The sequence below is a fragment of the Streptomyces sp. NBRC 110035 genome, assembly GCF_000829695.1.
In the GTDB taxonomy this organism is placed as follows: domain Bacteria; phylum Actinomycetota; class Actinomycetes; order Streptomycetales; family Streptomycetaceae; genus Streptomyces.
On record NZ_BBNN01000046.1, the window covers coordinates 43607 to 61636 of the forward strand.

Annotated in this window: 19 protein-coding genes and 1 tRNA gene; 9 read left to right on the plus strand and 11 right to left on the minus strand. The window is 71.7% G+C overall.

The window, feature by feature from the left end; all coding sequences use genetic code 11:
- Window positions 1-531 (plus strand): FHA domain-containing protein (locus TU30_RS28780; protein ID WP_158719387.1); only part of this gene is annotated, 531 nt, incomplete at its 5' end.
- 22 nt (window positions 532-553) lie between these two features.
- Here TU30_RS28780 and TU30_RS28785 read toward each other — a convergent pair.
- Window positions 554-1549 carry a methyltransferase domain-containing protein gene (locus tag TU30_RS28785; protein ID WP_042175473.1) on the minus strand — a complete coding sequence of 332 codons (996 nt, stop codon included), beginning with the start codon at window positions 1547-1549 and terminating at the stop codon, window positions 554-556.
- A 129-nt stretch (window positions 1550-1678) separates the two neighbouring features.
- Here TU30_RS28785 and TU30_RS28790 point away from each other — a divergent pair, with 129 nt between their 5' ends.
- Window positions 1679-2083, plus strand: coding sequence for a globin (locus TU30_RS28790; RefSeq protein WP_042175476.1), 405 nt, complete (start codon window positions 1679-1681; stop codon window positions 2081-2083).
- Window positions 2084-2129: 46 nt separating this feature from the next.
- On the opposite strand, the gene TU30_RS28795 is transcribed toward TU30_RS28790, so the two are convergent.
- From TU30_RS28795 to TU30_RS28825, 7 genes are all read right to left on the minus strand, one after another.
- Window positions 2130-2843 carry a hypothetical protein gene (locus TU30_RS28795; RefSeq protein WP_042175478.1) on the minus strand — a complete coding sequence of 238 codons (714 nt, stop codon included), beginning with the start codon at window positions 2841-2843 and terminating at the stop codon, window positions 2130-2132.
- A complete protein-coding gene (locus TU30_RS28800; RefSeq protein ID WP_042175480.1) occupies window positions 2840-3289 on the minus strand; it encodes a thioesterase family protein in 450 nt (149 codons plus the stop codon). Before TU30_RS28800 ends, TU30_RS28795 begins: the two co-directional genes overlap by 4 nt.
- Window positions 3290-3293: 4 nt before the next feature.
- Window positions 3294-4958: an energy-dependent translational throttle protein EttA gene (gene ettA, locus TU30_RS28805; protein WP_042175483.1), complete on the minus strand. Its 1665-nt coding sequence runs from the start codon at window positions 4956-4958 to the stop codon at window positions 3294-3296.
- A gap of 385 nt (window positions 4959-5343) precedes the next feature.
- Entirely contained in the window at window positions 5344-6714 is a 1371-nt protein-coding gene (locus tag TU30_RS28810; protein WP_234308011.1) for a Cys-Gln thioester bond-forming surface protein, read from the minus strand.
- Between the two features lie 333 nt (window positions 6715-7047).
- Window positions 7048-7617 carry a single-stranded DNA-binding protein gene (locus TU30_RS28815; protein WP_078878582.1) on the minus strand — a complete coding sequence of 190 codons (570 nt, stop codon included), beginning with the start codon at window positions 7615-7617 and terminating at the stop codon, window positions 7048-7050.
- 231 nt (window positions 7618-7848) lie between these two features.
- Complete coding sequence (locus TU30_RS28820; protein ID WP_042175487.1) at window positions 7849-9945, minus strand: YfjP family GTPase; 2097 nt, start codon at window positions 9943-9945, stop codon at window positions 7849-7851.
- A 3-nt stretch (window positions 9946-9948) separates the two neighbouring features.
- Window positions 9949-11553: a dynamin family protein gene (locus tag TU30_RS28825; RefSeq protein ID WP_042175489.1), complete on the minus strand. Its 1605-nt coding sequence runs from the start codon at window positions 11551-11553 to the stop codon at window positions 9949-9951.
- Between the two features lie 319 nt (window positions 11554-11872).
- Here TU30_RS28825 and TU30_RS28830 point away from each other — a divergent pair.
- From TU30_RS28830 to TU30_RS28850, 5 genes are all read left to right on the plus strand, one after another.
- Window positions 11873-11945: transfer RNA gene (locus TU30_RS28830), tRNA-Arg, on the plus strand.
- 356 nt (window positions 11946-12301) lie between these two features.
- The gene (locus TU30_RS28835) at window positions 12302-13399 is read left to right on the plus strand and encodes a potassium channel family protein (protein ID WP_234308012.1); all 1098 of its coding nucleotides are present in this window, start codon (window positions 12302-12304) and stop codon (window positions 13397-13399) included.
- A 78-nt stretch (window positions 13400-13477) separates the two neighbouring features.
- A complete protein-coding gene (locus TU30_RS28840) occupies window positions 13478-13897 on the plus strand; it encodes a CBS domain-containing protein (RefSeq protein ID WP_042175491.1) in 420 nt (139 codons plus the stop codon).
- Between the two features lie 229 nt (window positions 13898-14126).
- Window positions 14127-14408 (plus strand): chaplin, encoded by a 282-nt coding sequence (locus TU30_RS28845; RefSeq protein WP_042175494.1) that lies wholly within the window; start codon window positions 14127-14129, stop codon window positions 14406-14408.
- Window positions 14409-14583: 175 nt separating this feature from the next.
- The gene (locus TU30_RS28850) at window positions 14584-15558 is read left to right on the plus strand and encodes an alpha/beta fold hydrolase (RefSeq protein WP_052479953.1); all 975 of its coding nucleotides are present in this window, start codon (window positions 14584-14586) and stop codon (window positions 15556-15558) included.
- Window positions 15559-15685: 127 nt separating this feature from the next.
- On the opposite strand, the gene TU30_RS28855 is transcribed toward TU30_RS28850, so the two are convergent.
- The 3 genes from TU30_RS28855 to TU30_RS28865 form a co-directional block, all read right to left on the minus strand.
- Window positions 15686-15964: a hypothetical protein gene (locus TU30_RS28855; RefSeq protein ID WP_042175497.1), complete on the minus strand. Its 279-nt coding sequence runs from the start codon at window positions 15962-15964 to the stop codon at window positions 15686-15688.
- Window positions 15965-16108: 144 nt separating this feature from the next.
- Window positions 16109-16378 carry a hypothetical protein gene (locus tag TU30_RS28860; protein ID WP_042175501.1) on the minus strand — a complete coding sequence of 90 codons (270 nt, stop codon included), beginning with the start codon at window positions 16376-16378 and terminating at the stop codon, window positions 16109-16111.
- A gap of 203 nt (window positions 16379-16581) precedes the next feature.
- Entirely contained in the window at window positions 16582-16851 is a 270-nt protein-coding gene (locus TU30_RS28865; RefSeq protein ID WP_042175503.1) for a hypothetical protein, read from the minus strand.
- 309 nt (window positions 16852-17160) lie between these two features.
- Here TU30_RS28865 and TU30_RS28870 point away from each other — a divergent pair, with 309 nt between their 5' ends.
- Together TU30_RS28870 and TU30_RS28875 are read left to right on the plus strand one after the other, a co-directional pair.
- Complete coding sequence (locus TU30_RS28870) at window positions 17161-17412, plus strand: chaplin (RefSeq protein ID WP_042175505.1); 252 nt, start codon at window positions 17161-17163, stop codon at window positions 17410-17412.
- A gap of 135 nt (window positions 17413-17547) precedes the next feature.
- The coding region (locus tag TU30_RS28875; RefSeq protein ID WP_042175508.1) for a transposase at window positions 17548-18030 on the plus strand (483 nt) is incomplete at its 3' end.

The following is an 18030-nucleotide window of genomic DNA, read 5'->3' on the forward strand; positions in this document are numbered from 1 at the left end:
GGACAGGACCGGCACGGGCAGGACCAGCACGGACAGGACCGGCACGGCGGATACGGCTACCCGCAGCCCGGTGCGACCCAGGCACCGCCCGGCAGCCCCGGCCAGCACGGGCAGGACCGGGGCCCGGTGGCCTGGACCGCGACGATCGGTCCGGACCGTGACTACTTCATGGCGATGATGCACCGCTCCGGCCCCGAGGCCACGGGCCTGAACCTGCCCGCGTACTCGCCCGAGCAGCAGCGCCCCCTCACCGGCAACCAGCTCACGATCGGCCGTCGGCGCCACTCCACCGGTGACACCCCCGACATCGACCTGTCGACGCCGCCGGAGGACCCGGGCGTCTCGCACCAGCACGCGGTGCTGGTGCAGCAGCCGGACGGCAACTGGGCGGTCGTGGACCAGAACTCGACGAACGGCACGACGGTCAACGGCGGGGAGGAACCGATCCAGCCGTTCGTCCCGGTCCCGCTCCAGGACGGCGACCGCGTCCACGTGGGCGCCTGGACGACCATCACCATCCGCCGCGGCTGAGCGCACGGCACGTACGCGCGTATCAGGAGGGCAGCACCCAGCGGTGCGGCCCTCCTGGGTCGTCCAGCCACGCCCGGCAGTGCTCCTCGCCGACCGTGAGGCCGTAGCGTTCACGCGGCGGCCTCCCCTCCTGCCGCCACACCTCGTACGCCTCCCGGGCCCCGACGCTGCCCGCGGTCAGGGCCAGCAGGAACCGGAACCGGTCGTCCTCCCTGGCCCGGCGCGGCACGCCGGCCAGCTCTCTCGCGTCGGCCGGCACTCCCTGCGACCGGTTCGCGCCGCGCAGCGGTACGAAGTAGGCGGGCGTGCGCAGGAACCGGCCCTCGGCGTGTGTCGGGCCGTGCACGATGAGGGCGACCAGGCCGGTGGCGAACGGGGCGAGGACGCGGGCCCCGGGCCGGCACCGGGTGAGCCAGGCCCCGGGCACGGACGGCAGCGTGCAGGTCACGATGATCCGGTCGTAGGGGGCGCGGGCGGGCACCCCGCGGGCGCCGTCGCCGGTGACGACCACCGGGTGGTGACCGGCGGCGTCCAGGTGGCGGCGGGCCGACTCGGTGATCTCCGGGTCGAGGTCGACGGTGGTGACCAGGTCGTCGTCCCCGAGCCGGTGCGCGAGCAGGGCGGCGTTGTAGCCGCTGCCGGTGCCGATCTCCAGGACCCGGTCGCCGTCGCGGACGCCCAGTTCGACGAGCATCACCGCCATGAGGGACGGCTGGCTGCTGGAGGAGAGCAGCTCACCGTCGCGCATCCGGATGGCCAGCGGGACGTCCTCGTACGCGCCGCGCAGCCAGGCCTCGCGCGCCCGGGGGTCGCTGCTCTCGCCCCACCGCCGCTCGTAGCCGCCGACGGCGCCCACGTAGTAGGACGGCACGAACAGATGGCGCGGGACGGCCGCGAACGCCTCCCGCCACACCGGGTCGGCGTCGAACGCCCCGCTCGCGTCGATCTCACGCACCAGCGCCGCCCGTGCCGCACCGGCGAGGTCGTCGGGATCCTGCTGAGCAGCGTGCCCACCCATGCCCCCACAGTACGAGCACCGGGCCGGGGACGGGACCCGGACCGGTGCCGGCCCGGGCCGGGACCAAAGGGCCGGAAGGCGGGACCTAGGCCTTGAAGCCTATGCCGCCCCGTCTGAGACGATGGGGGGGTGACAGAGATTCGGCGCGGCACGCTTCAGGAGCAGACGTTCTACGAGCAGGTCGGCGGGGAGGAGACCTTCCGCCGGCTCGTCCACCGTTTCTACGAGGGCGTGGCCGAGGACCCGCTGCTGCGTCCCATGTACCCGGAGGAGGACCTCGGCCCGGCCGAGGAGCGGTTCACGCTGTTCCTGATCCAGTACTGGGGCGGTCCGACCACGTACAGCCAGAACCGGGGGCATCCGCGGCTGCGGATGCGGCACGTGCCGTTCAAGGTCGACCGGGCCGCGCACGACGCCTGGCTGAAGCACATGCGCGTCGCCCTCGACGAGCTCGGCCTGTCCGAGGAACATGACGCGACGCTGTGGAAGTACCTGACGTACGCGGCGGCCTCGATGATCAACTCACCGGGCTGAGCCACCCTCCGGACCGGACTCCTCCGGGGGTCATCCGCTCGGGGGATCAGCGCACGCTGAGCCCCAGCCCCCCGCCCGTACCCGCCCGCCGCAGGGCGATGGACCCGTACGGCGTCCGCAGCCGGAGCCAGGACCCCGAGGCGAGCAGCACCGGCTCGCCGGAACCGCCGGCCGTACCGGCGGGCGGGCCCGCTGCCGCCGGCGCCCGCAGGAATCCCAGTGACTGGGCCGCGTGCACGGCCCGCACCGGGAGGTCGGTCCGGGCGACCGTACGGGACCAGATCTCCCGCCCGATCCGGTCGAGGTCGGTCCGGGTACGCGACTCGGGCGCCAGCTCTCCCGTACGCGTCTTGAACTCGGCGACCGCGGCGGCGACGAGCGCCCGCAGGGCCTCCGGTGCGGGCAGCCCCGGTTCGGCCGCCTGCCAGCCCTTGCGCGGGGGCAGCACCCCGGCCCACGGCGGCCCGGTCACCGCGCCCGGCACGGCGGCGGTGGCAGCGGCCTCGTCCACCGACTCCAGCAGCTCACCGGCGGACACGGTCACGTCCAGGGTGGCCTCCAGACCGTCCTCGTACGGCTTGGCCAGCCGTACCGCGCGGACGGCCAGCACCTCGAAGGAGGGCGGCCGGCCGAACACCGCGAGGGCGGTGCCCGACGCCTGGAGGCGCACCGCGGCCCCACGGTCGTAGTGGAGCAGCCGGGAGAGGAAGGCCACGAGGTCCGCCGCCTCCCTCCCGTCGGCGAGGTGGAGCACCGTCATGCCGCGACGGCCTCCTCCTGGTCGGCGTCGGCGGCGGCGTCACTCCTGCCGCCGCCGTCGTCGTCCGTGTACTCCTGGAGGAACTCCCGCTCCTCGCGGGTGATGCGGCGCGGACGCTGCGCCTCGAAGTCGAACGGCACGATCACCGTGGACGCGCGGACGTAGACCTGGTCGCCGTCCTTCACCTCGTAGGTGAGGGTGAAGGACGCGGCCCGTACCTCCGTGACCCACAGCTCGATGTCCACGGGCGCGTGCCGGTGGACGAGCTGCCGCTTGTAGTCGATCTCGTGGCGCGCCACCACGGACCCCTGCTGGAAGTCCTTGTCCGGGCGGAACAGGAAGTCGATACGGGCCTCCTCCAGATACCGGAGGAAGACCACGTTGTTGACGTGTCCGTACGCGTCCATGTCCGCCCAGCGCAGCGGGCAGCGGTAGATGTGCCGCAAGAGATCAGCCCCGGGTCAGCTTCTTGTAGGTGGCGCGGTGCGGGCGCGCGGCGTCCGGTCCGAGCCGCTCGATCTTGTTCTTCTCGTACGACTCGAAGTTGCCCTCGAACCAGAACCACTTGGACTCGCCCTCGTAGGCGAGGATGTGGGTGGCGACGCGGTCCAGGAACCACCGGTCGTGGGAGATGACCACGGCGCACCCGGGGAACTCCAGCAGCGCGTTCTCCAGACTGCTGAGGGTCTCGACGTCGAGGTCGTTGGTGGGCTCGTCGAGGAGCAGCAGGTTGCCGCCCTGCTTGAGGGTGAGCGCGAGGTTCAGCCGGTTGCGCTCACCGCCGGAGAGGACACCTGCGGGCTTCTGCTGGTCCGGTCCCTTGAAGCCGAAGGCGGAGACGTACGCCCGCGAGGGCATCTCGACCTGACCGACGTTGATGTAGTCGAGTTCGTCCGACACGACCGCCCACAGCGTCTTCTTGGGGTCGATGTTGGCGCGGGTCTGGTCCACGTAGGAGATCTTGACGGTGTCGCCGACCTTGACCGACCCGGAGTCGGGCTCCTCGAGGCCCTGGATCATCTTGAACAGCGTGGTCTTGCCCGCGCCGTTCGGACCGATGACACCGACGATCCCGTTGCGCGGCAGCGTGAAGGAGAGGTCGTCGATGAGGACCTTCTCGCCGAAGCCCTTGCTGAGGTTGTTCACCTCGACAACGATGCTGCCCAGCCGCGGACCCGGCGGGATCTGGATCTCCTCGAAGTCCAGCTTCCGCATCTTGTCGGCCTCGGCGGCCATCTCCTCGTACCGGGCGAGACGGGCCTTGGACTTGGCCTGGCGTCCCTTGGCGTTGGAGCGGACCCACTCGAGCTCGTCCTTGAGGCGCTTCTGCCGCTTCACGTCCTTGGCGCCCTCGACCTTGAGGCGGGCGGCCTTGGTCTCGAGGTACTTGGAGTAGTTGCCCTCGTAGCCGTGCAGGCGGCCGCGGTCGACCTCGCAGATCCACCCGGCGACGTTGTCCAGGAAGTACCGGTCGTGGGTGACGGCGACGACGGTTCCCTCGTACTTGGCGAGGTGCTGCTCGAGCCAGTTCACCGACTCGGCGTCGAGGTGGTTGGTGGGCTCGTCGAGGAGCAGCAGGTCGGGCGCCTCGAGCAGCAGCTTGCAGAGCGCGACGCGGCGCTTCTCACCACCGGAGAGGTTGGCGACGGGCCAGTCGCCGGGCGGGCAGCCCAGGGCGTCCATGGCCTGCTCGAGCTGGGCGTCGAGGTCCCAGGCGTTGGCGTGGTCGAGCTGCTCCTGCAGCTTGCCCATCTCGTCCATGAGCGCGTCGGTGTACTCGGTCGCCATCTGCTCGGCGATCTCGTTGAACCGGTCGAGCTTGCCCTTGACCTCGGCAACACCCTCCTGGACGTTCTCCAGGACGGTCTTGTCCTCGGTCAGCGGGGGCTCCTGGAGCAGGATGCCCACGGTGTAACCGGGGGTGAGGAAGGCATCGCCGTTGGACGGCTGTTCCAGCCCCGCCATGATCTTCAGAACGGTCGACTTACCGGCACCGTTCGGACCGACGACACCGATCTTCGCCCCGGGGTAGAAGCTCAGGGTGACATCGTCGAGGATCACCTTGTCGCCGTGCGCTTTGCGCGCCTTGCGCATGGTGTAAATGAACTCAGCCAAGAGAAACCGTCCGGCAGCTTGAAACTGGCAGTGGGCAGATACACCCCATCTTGCCGCACCGCCACCCCGGAACGAAACGCGTTCGGTCCGGGGGTCGTGACCTGGGGGTTCACGGATGCCACCGGCAGACACCCGTCTCTGACCGGCGGGCGCGTCGGTCGAGTGCGTCAGCCGTCCTCGCTCGGCGTCCTGTCCGGCGTCCGCGGACTCGCGTGGACCGGTGACCGGGCAGGTCGGTCACGCCCGGTCCCCTCCGGGCCGCCGCACCGGAACATCACCGGGTGGAGCCGGCCCGACAGCACGAACGCCTGGCCGCGGGTGAGCGTGGTGCCCGCCGTTTCCCCCTGTGCGTCCCGGTCCGGCCGGCGGTTTTCGCCGGTGCCGGTCAGTTGCCGCGCCCCGTCTCGCGCTGGCGGGTGACGACCAGGGCCGTTCCGCCGAGGACGACCAGGGTGATGGCGGTGCCGACGATCCAGGGGGCCGCGCCGGTGGCGCCGGTGGCGGCGAGGTTGACATCACCGGAACCGACCACCACGGGGGTGGGGGTGGGGCCGCTGAGGGTGTGGACGTCGACGCCGGTCTCGGCGGCCTTGGTCCGGCAGTCGAGCATGCCGGTGAACCGCTTCTCGAAGCCGTCCGCCCCCTGGACCGTGAAGTCGTACGTCCGGTCCTCGGCCACCGGGACCGTCACCGTGCGGGTGGCGCCCGGCTCCACGGTGTACTCGCGCTCGGCGAGTTCGAAGGTGAAGGGCTCGTCGTCCTGGTTGGCGGTGATGACGTCTACGCCGCCCTCGGCGCAGTTCTTCCGGGCGGATATCGCCGGTATCGCGCCCTGCTCCGCCCAGGTCGCGCTCGCCGTCGCGGAGACCGTCGAGGTGCTGGAGCCGGCCAGGATCTGCGTCTGGCTGCGGCTCTCGGAGGCGAACGCCCGGCCGACCGGCACCGTGGTCGAGGCCTGCGCGGTCAGCTGGACCGTGTCCGCCGGCGCGTCCTCGGATATCTCGAAGAAGACCTCGGTGCCGTCCACCGCGGTGGTGACCGGCAGACCGTCCGCGTCCAGGATCCGGACCCCGCTCGTGGTGGCGTCCGCCGGCGGCGACACCGTCACGCTGCCCGCGTCCGTGCGTACCGTCACCGGGCCCAGCAGCTCGCCGGGGCGTCCGGAGACGGCCGGCGGGTCCAGGGCCAGCGACGCCTTCGGCTCCGGCCGGTTGCGCGCGTTCTTCTCCAGGTAGTCCGCGAGCTGCTCCGCCTGCGGGTCGACGGCGTCCACGTCCACGTCGTCGGAGTGGCGCCAGATCGCCACCTGCGTGCCGGCCGCCGCGTCCTGCTCGGTCAGCTCGCCCCGGACGCCCGCCCGGTCGGCGAGCGCCGCGAGGTCGTTCACCTGGGGGTAGGAGTTCCGCAGGATCCAGTGGATCCTGCCGGCGTCCTCGTTGGCACCCAGCGAGGTTCCGCTCCAGGCGGTCTCGTGGTACTCGGCGTCCGTCTGCGTGGGGGTGTGGATGTCGACGCAGTACGTCTGGAGCATGCCGCCGCCCTCGACGGACATCTCGAACAGCCCCGCCGACACCTGCTGGTCCCCGGCGGCGCTGCGGATCACGGCCTCGCCGTACGTCTTCAGGCCGTCCACGGTCGCGGACGCTCCGCCCTCACCGCGCGTCGTCCCGTCGTCGGCGGCCGCCGTCCCGGCGCCTGCCAGTACGCCGGCGGCGACGAATCCGGACACCAGCGTCCCGGCGGCGAGACGTCTCACCGGACCGGACCCGCGTGCGGACAACGCCGAGAACCCAGAGGACGCAGCAAACACCGATTTCCCTTCCGAGCGGGACCCGTTGACGTGGGGAACGGGTCCCACCAGCAGAATCACCGGCCCCGAGAACCCCGGGAGCCATGCCCGGCATCCTAAGTACGCCGCGAACCGCGCCTGCCGGTGATCAGGCCGGAGGCCTGATCCGACGTGGAATCGTTATCGCCGAGGCGTGTACGAGCAGGGCTTGTCGACAAATCAACTCGGGATCGTTCGACACGGATGGGGCGATAGGCCGCACTTCGGCCGGCTCCGCCGTCGAGGGCCGCACCGGTGACATCACGTCACCCTGGCTGTTTCCAGAGCCTGCTGGGCGGCGGTGGCGGGCTCGGACTCCTCGGACACACCTGCCGCTCCCTCCCGTCCCACTGCCTCGACCGCCCCGGCTGCCTGGACTGCCTCGGCTGCTGCCACCTCGCCCGCCTCGCCCGGCGGCCTCGTCTCCCACGTGGTCTCCGGCCGCTCCGGGGAGGCCTGTTGCCGGTCCGGGCGGCCCGTGCGGCGGAAGGCCGCCGTGCCCCGGGTCAGGTCGTGGCCGATCGCCACCGCGTCGATGTCCGCCGAGGTACGGCCCTGCTGACCCTCGCGTGTCTCCGTGCGCACCTTCAGCCGTCCCTGCACGATCACGGGTTCGCCCACCGACAGCGAGGCCGTGGTGTTGGTGGCGAGCTGGCGGTTGGCCCACACCGTGAAGAAGTTGGTGTGTCCGTCCGCCCACACGGACTTGTCCCGGTTCCAGTACCGCGACGTGACCGCCATCCGGAACCTCGCCACCGGTCCGGACGCCGTCTCCCGGAAGACCGGCTGCGTCGCCACGTTGCCCACCGCGCAGATCATCGTCTCGTTCATCGCGCCTGCCTCTCCCGCCCGGACACCGCCGCCGGCCGCCGTGCGGATACGCGTACGGGCCCGTCCCGTACGGCTGCGCATCAGACTGCCGCCGTCGGGCCGGGCCCGCTGAAGCCTGTGGACCACCGCCGGACTGTGGACAACTCCGCCACCCGTACGAGTGGCCCCGCAGGTTCTTCAGGTTCTTCAGGACCTTCAGTCCCTCCGGGAGCGCCCCTCGTACGCCTCGGTTCACCCCACGCCCGCCCCCGCCACCCGTCCGTACTCCTCCCGTACCTCCCGGTACCTCAGCAGTTCCGAGGCCACCGGGTCCAGGACCCGGGCTCGGCCGCACCCCGCCGCAGCCTCCCGCAGCCGTCTCTCCGCCTCCAGCCCGTGCCGCCGGGCCGGCCCGCGGGCTGCCATCCGGCAGCTCCACTCGACGATCGGGCCCCCGACGATGCCGATCACCATCAGCAGCACCGGAACCCCCAGGTTCGGCGACATGAACCCGATGATCTGGCCCACCAGCCACAGTCCGCCGAGGAACTGGAGGATCGTCATGGACGCCTGGGCGAGCACGGCCGCCGGCCACCACCCGGGCCGCGGTGGCCGTCCCGGCGGCAGCGCGGCGCGCACGGCGAGGGCGTCCAGCGCCTCCGGCAGCCCCTGGGAGCCCCGGACGGCCGCCTCGCGCACCGCCAGGGCCCACGGCTCGGGCAACCCGTCCGAGGCCCGGTCGGAGACCGTGCGCACCGCCTGCTCCACCCGCTGCCTGGCGGCGGTCTCCTCGTCGGGCTGCGTCCGCTGCGGGAGCTTTCCGGTGGGCGGCCCGCCCCGGTCCTCGTACCAGCGCCACAGCCGCAGCCACGGGGTGCCGCACGCGCGGTTGGCGTTGCGCAGCCATGCGCGTTCGGCCGCCTCGCCCGCCGCGGTGGCGCCCACGGCGTCCGCGAGCCGGTCCGTGAACTCCTCCCTCGCCTCCTCACTGAGCCCGGCCCAGCGGCGGTTGGCGTAGACAGGCCACAGCCGGGCCGCGGCGATGTCCACGTCCGCGGCGATACGGCGGCCGGCCGCTCCCCGCCCGGCCACGAACTGCCCGAGTGCTTCGCGGAGTTCACCCACTCCGTCGCCGGTGAGCGCGGACAGCGCGAGGACCGTCGTACCGGGTTCGCCGTACTCGCCCAGGGCGATGCCGTCCTCGTCGAGCAGGCGCCGCAGATCGTCCAGGACCTGCTCGGCGGCCTCCCCGGGCAGCCGGTCGACCTGGTTGAGGACGACGAACATGACCTCCGCGTGGGCCGCCATGGGCCGCAGATAGCGCTCGTGCAGCATCGCGTCGGCGTACTTCTCCGGATCGACGACCCAGATGACGGCGTCGACCAGGGCCAGCACCCGGTCGACCTGCTCGCGGTGCTGCACGGCCGCCGAGTCGTGGTCCGGCAGGTCGACGAGGATGAGTCCGCGCAACTGCTCGTCCGCGTCCGCCGTCGCCTGCAGCGGGCGCCGGCGCAACCGGGGCGGAATACCCAGCCGTTCGATGAGACCCGCGGCACCGTCGCTCCAACTGCACGCGACGGGCGCGGCGGTGGTCGGCCGTCGTACGCCGGTCTCCGAAATGGCGACTCCGGCGAGCGTGTTGAACAGCTGCGACTTGCCACTGCCGGTCGCGCCCGCGATGGCGACGACGGTGTGCTGCCCGGAGAGTCTGCGCCGCGCGGCGGCCTCGTCGAGGACCCGGCCCGCCCCGGCCAGCGTCCGGCTGTCCAGCCGGGCCCGGGACAGCCCCACCAGTTCACGCAACGCCTCCAGCCGGGACGTCAGGGGCGCGTCGTATACCAGAGGGGTCACCTTCTGCGGCGCGGGCGCGCGGGCCTCCGGGGGGGCGTACGGTTCGGCTCCGAACCCGAAACCGACCCCGCCCTCTGTTCCGGTGTCCGCCCCGGTTCGGGCCCGGGCCCGTGCCCCGGTCCCGGCCGTCCCGCTCACCCGGCGCGCGATCAGCCCGTCGGCCCACGAGGCCTGCGCGGCCGGTCCCGCCCCGGGCTCCCCGTCGTCGCCCTCGTCCTCCTCGTACGCGTCGTCCCCGTAGACGTCGTCCCCGTACGGGCGCTGCTCGCCCCTGCTCCGCTTCTGCTCCCGCCCGTCCTCCCCGCGCCCTTCCTCGGAACGACCGGACCCCTCGGACCCCTTGGAGCCCTCGGGCCCCTTGGGGCCCTCTGGCCCCCCGGAGCTCTCGGGCCGCTCACACCTCTCCGGCCCCTCCGGTCGCTCCGGTCGCTCCGGTCGCTCGGAGGACTGGGAACGCTCAGGGTGCTCGGTGTGGTCCTGGTCAGTGACGGAGGTCACCGGTCACCTCTCCTTCTGCAGTACGGACAACGCGGCGATGAGTTCGGCCTGGGGCTCCGGATGGACCTCGAGTGCGTCGAGCGGCGCGAGCCGGCGTTCGCGTTCGGTGTGCATGATCCGGTCCACGTGCTCGATGAGCAGCCGCCCGCCCCGGTCACTCAGCCGCACCGCTCCGTGCGCGCCGATCCGCTGGGCGAGCTTCTCCCCCGCGGTCCGCGCCCGGCGCCCGCTCAGCAGCGCCGTGGCGACCAGGGCGGCGACCGTCTCGGGATCGGCGGCGGCGCCGCGGTCGAGCTCGCGGACCTCTTCCTCGGCGTACTCCTCCAGCTCGCGCCGCCATCGCCGTACGGCCAGCCCGATCCGGTGCTCGGCACTCTCCATCGCACCGTCGCGGTCGGTGAACTCCGGAGCTTTCGCGGCCGGTTCGCGCCGCCAGGCGGTGTCGACCCGCTCGTCGGCGGCGGCGACGGCGCACAGCAGCAGGGCGCCCAGACCCTCCACGAGGGTGTCGAGGAGTTCCCTGGGCGTGCAGTCGAGCGGGAAGGCGCGCCACCGCTTGAGCGCGTCACCGGCGAGCACGGTTCCGGCCTGCAGCCGGCCGCGCAGGCGCGCGTGCTCCTTGTCGTACGCCCTCTCGACAGCGGAGGTGAGCCGCAGCGCGGCGGCGTGCTGCGCTGCGGCGGCACCGGCGAGTTCCGGCATGCGGGAGTCGAGGGAGTCGAGGATGCCGTGGGCGGTGCGCGCCATCACGTGCGCGCGGGCGGCGGGGTCCTGCGTCTGGTGGACGAGCCAGGTCCGCAGCGACGCCACCGCGGAGGCCGGCAGAAGCCCGCCACCCCAGGCCGACTCGGGCAGTTCGGGCACGGTGAAGCGCGGTACGTGGCCGAGCCCGGCCTTGGTGAGGAGGGCCCCGTACTGCCGGGACACCTCGGAGACGACCTGGTGGGGCACCCGGTCCAGGACGGTCACCAGGCTGACGTCGTACTCCTTGGCGGCGCGCAGCATGTGCCAGGGCACGGCGTCGGCGTAGCGGGCGGCGGTGGTGACCATGACCCAGATGTCCGCGGCGCAGACGAGTTCGGCAGCGAGAACGCGGTTGTCGGCGACGAGGGAGTCGATGTCGGGGGCGTCGAGCAGGGCGAGGCCGGGCGGGACGGTGTCGGCGGTCTCGATACGCAGGACACGTGCGGGGTTCTCGCCCGGGAGCAGCAGTTCGTCGGTCTCCCGTCGGGGCCCCCACACGCGCGTGAGGTCGGGCAGCACGCGCATGCCGCTGAACCAGTGGTGGTCCTCGGGGTGGCAGACGAGCACCGGTGTCCGTGTCGTCGGCCGCAGCACGCCCGCCTCGCTGACACGCCGCCCCACGAGCGAGTTCACCAGGGTGGACTTGCCGGCCCCGGTGGAGCCCCCCACCACGGCGAGCAGCGGCGACCGGGGCTCCCTCAGGCGGGGCACCAGATAGTCGTCGAGCTGCGCGAGCAGTTCGTCGCGGTTGGCACGCGCGCGTGAGGCCCCCGCCACAGGAAGCGGGAAGCGCGCGGCGGCGACACGGTCGCGCAGGGCGGAGAGTGCGTCGAGCAGCTGAGGCCGTACGTCCAAGGTCACCACATGTGAAGAATGCCCAATTTCATGGGAATTCTGAAGCATATGACCCTGTCTGCGCGCCGATCGGGCACACGCGGACGGAAGGGACGACCGGGGCGCGCGCACGGCCGAGGCATAACGAGTGCACAACACCCGGTGCGCGAGGGGCCAAAAGCGATGCACGATTCGTACCTGCCTGCGATTATCGGGACCGCTTCACCGAACCTCCACATCGAGCCACGGAGGAGAGGCGACAGGGGCAAGGACGCGGGAGCCCTATCCTTGTCCCGGCACGTCAGGGACCGGGGCCACCCGGGCCCCACGACAGAGGCCACCACATCCGGCCCCCGTAGCTCAGTGGATAGAGCAGGCGCCTTCTAAGCGCTTGGCCGCAGGTTCGAGTCCTGCCGGGGGCGCTCATCCTCCGCCCTCCCCCGGGGAGGGCCTCTTCGCCGGCCGGGTCGGCCGACGGCCGCGCGGGGCTCGGCGGGCAGGCTTCTGGGCTCCTCGCCCCGTGCGGTCGCCCGTCGCGCATGGCACGTTGGACACAGCACCGAGGCGCGAGGAGCGGGTGACGTCATGAGAGCTCGGCCCGGGGATCGACTCGTCGTCGGAAGCACGACGACCGACAGCGCCAGGCGCGACGGCGAGGTCGCCGGGCCGCCGCCGGGGGCGGCCGGCCCCGTGGCGGCGGCTCGTCCCGTGGGCCCGGTCGCCGCCGCCCCTCGTCGGGTCCGAGTCCCACCGTGCGGGCCCCGCGCGGGAGACGCGGATGAAGTGGCTGGTCTCGCTGGCCGGCGCCGGCCTCGTCATGATCACCCTGCGGGACCTGTTCCACACGCTCTGGCACCCCACCCGCCACGGTGGTCTGAGCCGCCTCGTGATGACGGTGCTCTGGCGACTCGCCCGGCGTTTCCGGGCACCCGGGCGCGTGGTCGGGCTTGTCGGACCGCTCTCCATGGTCACGGTGGTGGGCATGTGGGCCCTCACCGTCGTCCTCGGCTTGGCGATCGTCCACTGGCCCCACATGCCCGGGGCGTTCACCTTCCCCCCCGGCTCCGACGCGGCGCGGGAGCCGGCGCTGCTCGACTCCGTGTACCTGTCGCTCGTCACGGTGACCACCCTTGGGCTGGGTGACATCGCCCCCGGCGAAGGCTGGCTCCGTCCGGTCTCACCGCTCGAAGCCCTCGTCGGTTTCGCCCTGCTGACGGCCACCGTCTCCTGGGTGCTGGAGATCTATCCGGCGCTGACCCGCAGGAGGGTCCTGGCCGTCCGGCTGGCTCTGCTGCGCGACGCGGACCCGCCGACGCGGCAGATCGGCTGCACCGCGGGAGCGCTGCTGCTGGACAGCCTGGCCACCGACGTCGCCCGCGTCCGCGTCGACTTCACCCAGTACGCCGAGGCGTACTACTTCCATGACGGGGAGGACCACTCGTCGCTGGCGGCCACGGTCGGCTACGCCGCCGTGCTCGCCCGGCGCGGGCAGGCGGCCCGGCGGCCGGAGGTGCGACTGGCGGGTGCCCTGCTCGCCGGCGCTCTGAAGGACCTCGCCACCATCCTCGACCAGCGCTTCCTCCACACGGGCGGCCCGCCGACGGCCGTGTTCGCCGCATACGCCGCCGACCACGGGCCGGGACGACGCCCGGCCCTGAACGGGCAAGGACAGCCCTCCGAGAAGCGAGGGTCCGCCCCACGAGGCGGCCGGACCCGTCGCGCCTCCGCACCGACGGCATCGCGGACCCGCCCCGTGGCGTCGCACGAGGGCCCGTCACCGCAGGGCGGGACGTCATCGCCCGCCCCGCCGTGCGGTGACGCGGCCGCCTGCCTCCCGGCATGCGCAAGGGCACAGAGCAGCCGACACTGGTCATGACGGGGACGAGACCGGCCGGGGCGGGCCAGACTCCACGAGTTCCTCCCGCGCCGGCGGCGACGCCGGAAGGACACACCCATGACGACTGCCCAGGAGATCATGCACACCGGTGCCACCTGCGTGCAGGAGAGCGAAACACTCCAGGACGCGGCGCGCAGGATGAACGAACTGGACGTCGGAGCCCTGCCGATCTGCGGGCCGGACGACCGGCTGCACGGGATCATCACGGACCGCGACATCGTGGTGAAGTGTCTCGCCAGGGGCAAGGACCCCCGGACCATGACCGCCGGCCGGCTGGAGCAGGGCAAGCCGGTCACGATCGATGCCGAAGCCGATGCCGACCAGGTCCTGCGCACCATGGAGGAGCACAGGATCCGCCGGCTGCCGGTGATCGACAACCATCGCCTCGTCGGCATGATCAGTGAGGCGGACCTCGCACGCCACCTGCCCGAGGAGCAGGTGGGCCACTTCGTCGAGGCGGTCTGCGCGGCATCCTGACCGGCCTGTCGCCCACTCCTGCTGAACCTCCGCAGGGTTCGCGTCCCGCCGGGGCGCCGGTCCGTCGCCTGCCCTGAAATCCGGTGGCCGAGGGCCGGGGCCGGAGGAAACCGCCCTCACCCGGGGTGACCCGCGGCTGCCCCCGTGACCCGTCGTGCGTCTCCGCGTTGAACGGGGAGCACGGCCGCGTCCCCTGCGGCCGTACTCATCGAATCAGAAGGAGAACGTGATGTCGCGCATCGCGAAGGCAGCCTGCGTCGTACTCGGCACGGGTGCCGTGGCGCTGAGCGGGGCCGGAGCGGCCCTGGCGGACGCGGGCGCCCAGGGCGCCGCAACCCACTCCCCGGGAGTCCTGTCGGGCAACCTGGTCCAGGCCCCGGTCCACGTGCCGGTCAACGTGTGCGGGAACACCGTCAACGTCGTCGGTGCACTGAACCCGGCGTTCGGCAACACGTGCGTGAACGAGGACGGTCAGCACCACGAGAGCCACAGGAGCGCGTACGGGAACTGATCCCGGTACGCGTCATCGGCACAGCGGCCAGAGCCCCGGCACCTCGAGCGCCGGGGCTCTGGCCGCGTATGCCTCCACGCCGGGATCGCCCACAAATGAGTGATTACGAACCAAAGACATGACGGTTGGCCATCATGGACTGGTTCGCCGTCATTTCCCTGTCCCGGAGCCGTCCATGCGCCCTGCCCCGCCCACCGCCCAGGTCTCGCTGCACCCCCAGCGCCTCGGCTCCGTTCCTCCGCCGCGGAAGCAGGTGGAGGAACGGAGCCTGACGTTCGAGGGCTTCGCGTACGGGTGCCGGATCGTCCGTCAGAGCGCCCCGCGGACGGCGCCGCTGCTGCTGCTCGGCGGCTCGTCCCAGAACCGGTACTCCTGGCAGGGGCACGAGAAGTGGCTGGCGCCGCTGTGCACGGTGATCACCGTGGACCTTCCCGGATACGGTGGTGCGGACTTCCTGCCCGCCCGTTACGGGATCGACTTCCTCGCCGCCGCGGTCCAGCACATGCTGGCGGAGACCGGGATGCCGCCGGTGAACCTCTTCGGCGGCTGCTTCGGTGAAGTCGTCGGCCTCCGCTTCGCACAGCTGCATCCCGCCTCCGTCCGCCGCCTCGTCTTCTGCGGTGCGGCCAAGCGCCTCCCCGAGATCTACACCGAGGCCGTACCGCGCCTGGCGCAGGCGCTGGAGCGGGGCGAGACCGAAGCGGCGGCCGGCGGTCTGGTGGAGCTGTTCATGTCGGACCCGGGCACCGGCCGGGTCCGCAGGCACGCGGCCGTCACGCGCCTGCTCCGTCACCAGTTCGTGAACCAGACCCCGGACGAGCTCAGGAACGCGGTGGAGCACAACACCCGGCTGATGACGCACGGCTGTTACGAGCCCCTGCCCGTCCCCGACGTGCCGACGCTGGTGTTCACGGGAGAGCACGACACCCTGTGCACCCCGCAGATGGGCCGCGAGCTCGCCGCGACGATTCCGGCGGCGCGGTTCACGACGGTCAGGGAGGCGGACCACCTGGTCACCGTCGAGCGCAGGCAGGAGTCCTCGGACCTGATCGGCCGCTTCTGCACCGACCGCCCCATCGACGGCCTGCCGTACTGCACCCCCGTGGAGTCGCCGGGTGCCGGTCCCGCCTGCGCGACGGCAGGCCGGTGACGGGCATACGACGAGTGGCCGGGACCCGGTACCGGGTTCCGGCCACTGTCCGCTGTACGGGTGGTACGACGCGGAGGTGCCGACGGGAGGGATGCCGTGAACTACGGCACTCCGCCGACGGGAGGCGTCAGGACTCCTCGTCCGGGAGGGCAACGCTGTTGGTGCAGGAGACCTCGGCGCTCTCACCGGAGCAGGACTGCTCCGACTTGTTGACGAAGTGGATCTTTCCGTACTGGTCGGTCGTGATGTCCTGCTCACTCACCTGCACGCAGCGGACAGTGCCCTTTTCGTCCTTGACGCAGTTGGCCGGGGCATCGGCACCGAAGGCCTGGACAGCACCGGCGCCGATCAGCGCGAGCCCTCCGAGAACCCCCGCCGCCGCTGCGGTCTTCTTCGACTTGAACATCTACCTTTTTCCTTGACGGTCGATCTGCCGCCACTGAGCGGCGGAGCCGTTCCGGACACCCGGACCGGCCGACATGCCGGGCGGCCCCGGGGCTCGAACCCGTGGGTTCGAGCCCCGGGACCTGCCCGGATCACCTGGCAGCGATCACTTGTCGCCGATGGCGAAGCTGGAGGCGCAGGTCACCGCGTTGGTCTCGGTGTTCTCCGCGTTGCCGAGGCCCAGGATGCCGACCGCGAGGTTGATGTCGTCGATGTTGATCAGGCCCTGCTTCGAGTTGTCCTGGACGCAGGTGGTGGTCTGCTCGTTGCTGAGCTCGACCTCCGGCCCTTCGTTGGCGTGGCCGACGCCGGCGCCGAGGAAGCCGGCACTGCCGAGCATGGCCATGACGACAGCAGCCTTCTGGTACTTGCGCATTACTGCTCCATTCTCGTACTGACACAACCCGTGACGGGTTGGTAACTCACAGTCGCTAATGTAGGCGACGTTCACGGCAGTCGATAGATGAAACGCCGCGTCACACCTTCGGAAATGAGTGCCACCGCACCCGCTGCCGGGCGGTCCCGGGGCCCGGACACCGGGTCCGGGCCCCGGGACCCGCCTGGACCACCTGTCGGTGATCAGCCGCCGAGGGTGAAGCTGGAGGCGCAGGCCACCGCGTTGGTCTCGGTGTTCTCCGCGTTGCCGAGGCCCAGCAGGGCGCCGACGCCCGCGTTCACGTCGTCGATGTTGACGAGGCCCTGGACGGAGTTGTCCTGGGCGCAGACCGTGGTCTGCTCGTTGCTGAGCTCGAACGAGGGGCTGTCACCGGCGTGGCTGACGCCGGCGCCGAGGAAGCCGGCACTGCCGAGCATGGCCATGACGACAGCAGCCTTCTGGTACTTGCGCATTGCTTCTCCGTTTTCCCGAGTGGACACAGCCCGTTGCGGGCTCGTCACTTTCAGTGGCTAACGTAAGGGATGTTTGCGACTTTGGACAGCCAAAACACCCATCTGCATAATTTTCTTGTGAAGGTGCAGTTCAGGGATCTGCTGCGGGTCCGGCGAATGGCCCAACCGGGGGTTGCCCTTCCGGTTCGGTCACCTTCAAGGGGTGATCCCGGGACAAGCACCGTGACCGGGGCGAGGTCTTCGCGTTGAGCGGGGCGTGCGGCCGCGCGTCATGCTGCCGTGCTCACCGGATCAGTAAGGGAGAACGTGATGTCTCGCATCGCGAAGGTCGGCGCTGTCGCTCTCGGCACGGGGGCCGTGGTGTTCGGCGGGGCCGGTATGGCCGCGGCGGACGCCGGCGCCGACGCCGTGGCGGCCCACTCGCCGGGGGTCGCGTCCGGCAACGTGGTCCAGGTTCCGGTCCACGCGCCGGTCAACGCGTGCGGAAACACCGTCAACGTCGTCGGCGCGCTGAACCCGGCGTTCGGCAACACCTGCGTGAACGGCGGCCACGCCGGCTGACGTCCGCCGCAGTGACCCGAGAGCCCCGCACCGTCCTACGGATGCTGTTGGTTGATCCGGGGCCTGGCGTGACGTCGGCCTTCGAGACCCGGTTGTGGTCTTGAAGGCCGACGTTGTCGTTTGGGGTGGGTGCGGATGTCGATGCAGCCGAAGGGGTCTGGGGAGATCCCGGCGGAGACGGTGCGGGTGGCGCGGGCCGCGTTCCCGAACGGGAGTCCGGCGATCCGGGTGCGGGACGAACCGGGGTCACTGTTCACGGACGAGGAGTCCGTGGACCTGTTCCAGACGCGGGGCAGGCCTGCCTGGTCACCGGGTCGGCTCGCGCTGGTACCGGTGTTGCAGTCCGTCGAAGGGCTCACCGACCGGCAGGCCGCGGAAGCGGTCCGGGCCAGGATCGACTTCAAGTACGCGCTCGGCCTCCAGCTCGGCGATCCGGGGTCCGACTTCTCGGTACTGTCGGAGTTCCGGGATCGGCTGGTGGAGGCTGACGCCGGGCTGCGGGTGCTGGACGGCGTCCTGGTCGCGGCTCGGGAGAAGGGCCTGCTGAAAACGACAGGCCGGGCCCGCACCGACGCTACGCATGTGCTGTCGTCGGTACGGGAGCCGTCCTGGCTGGAG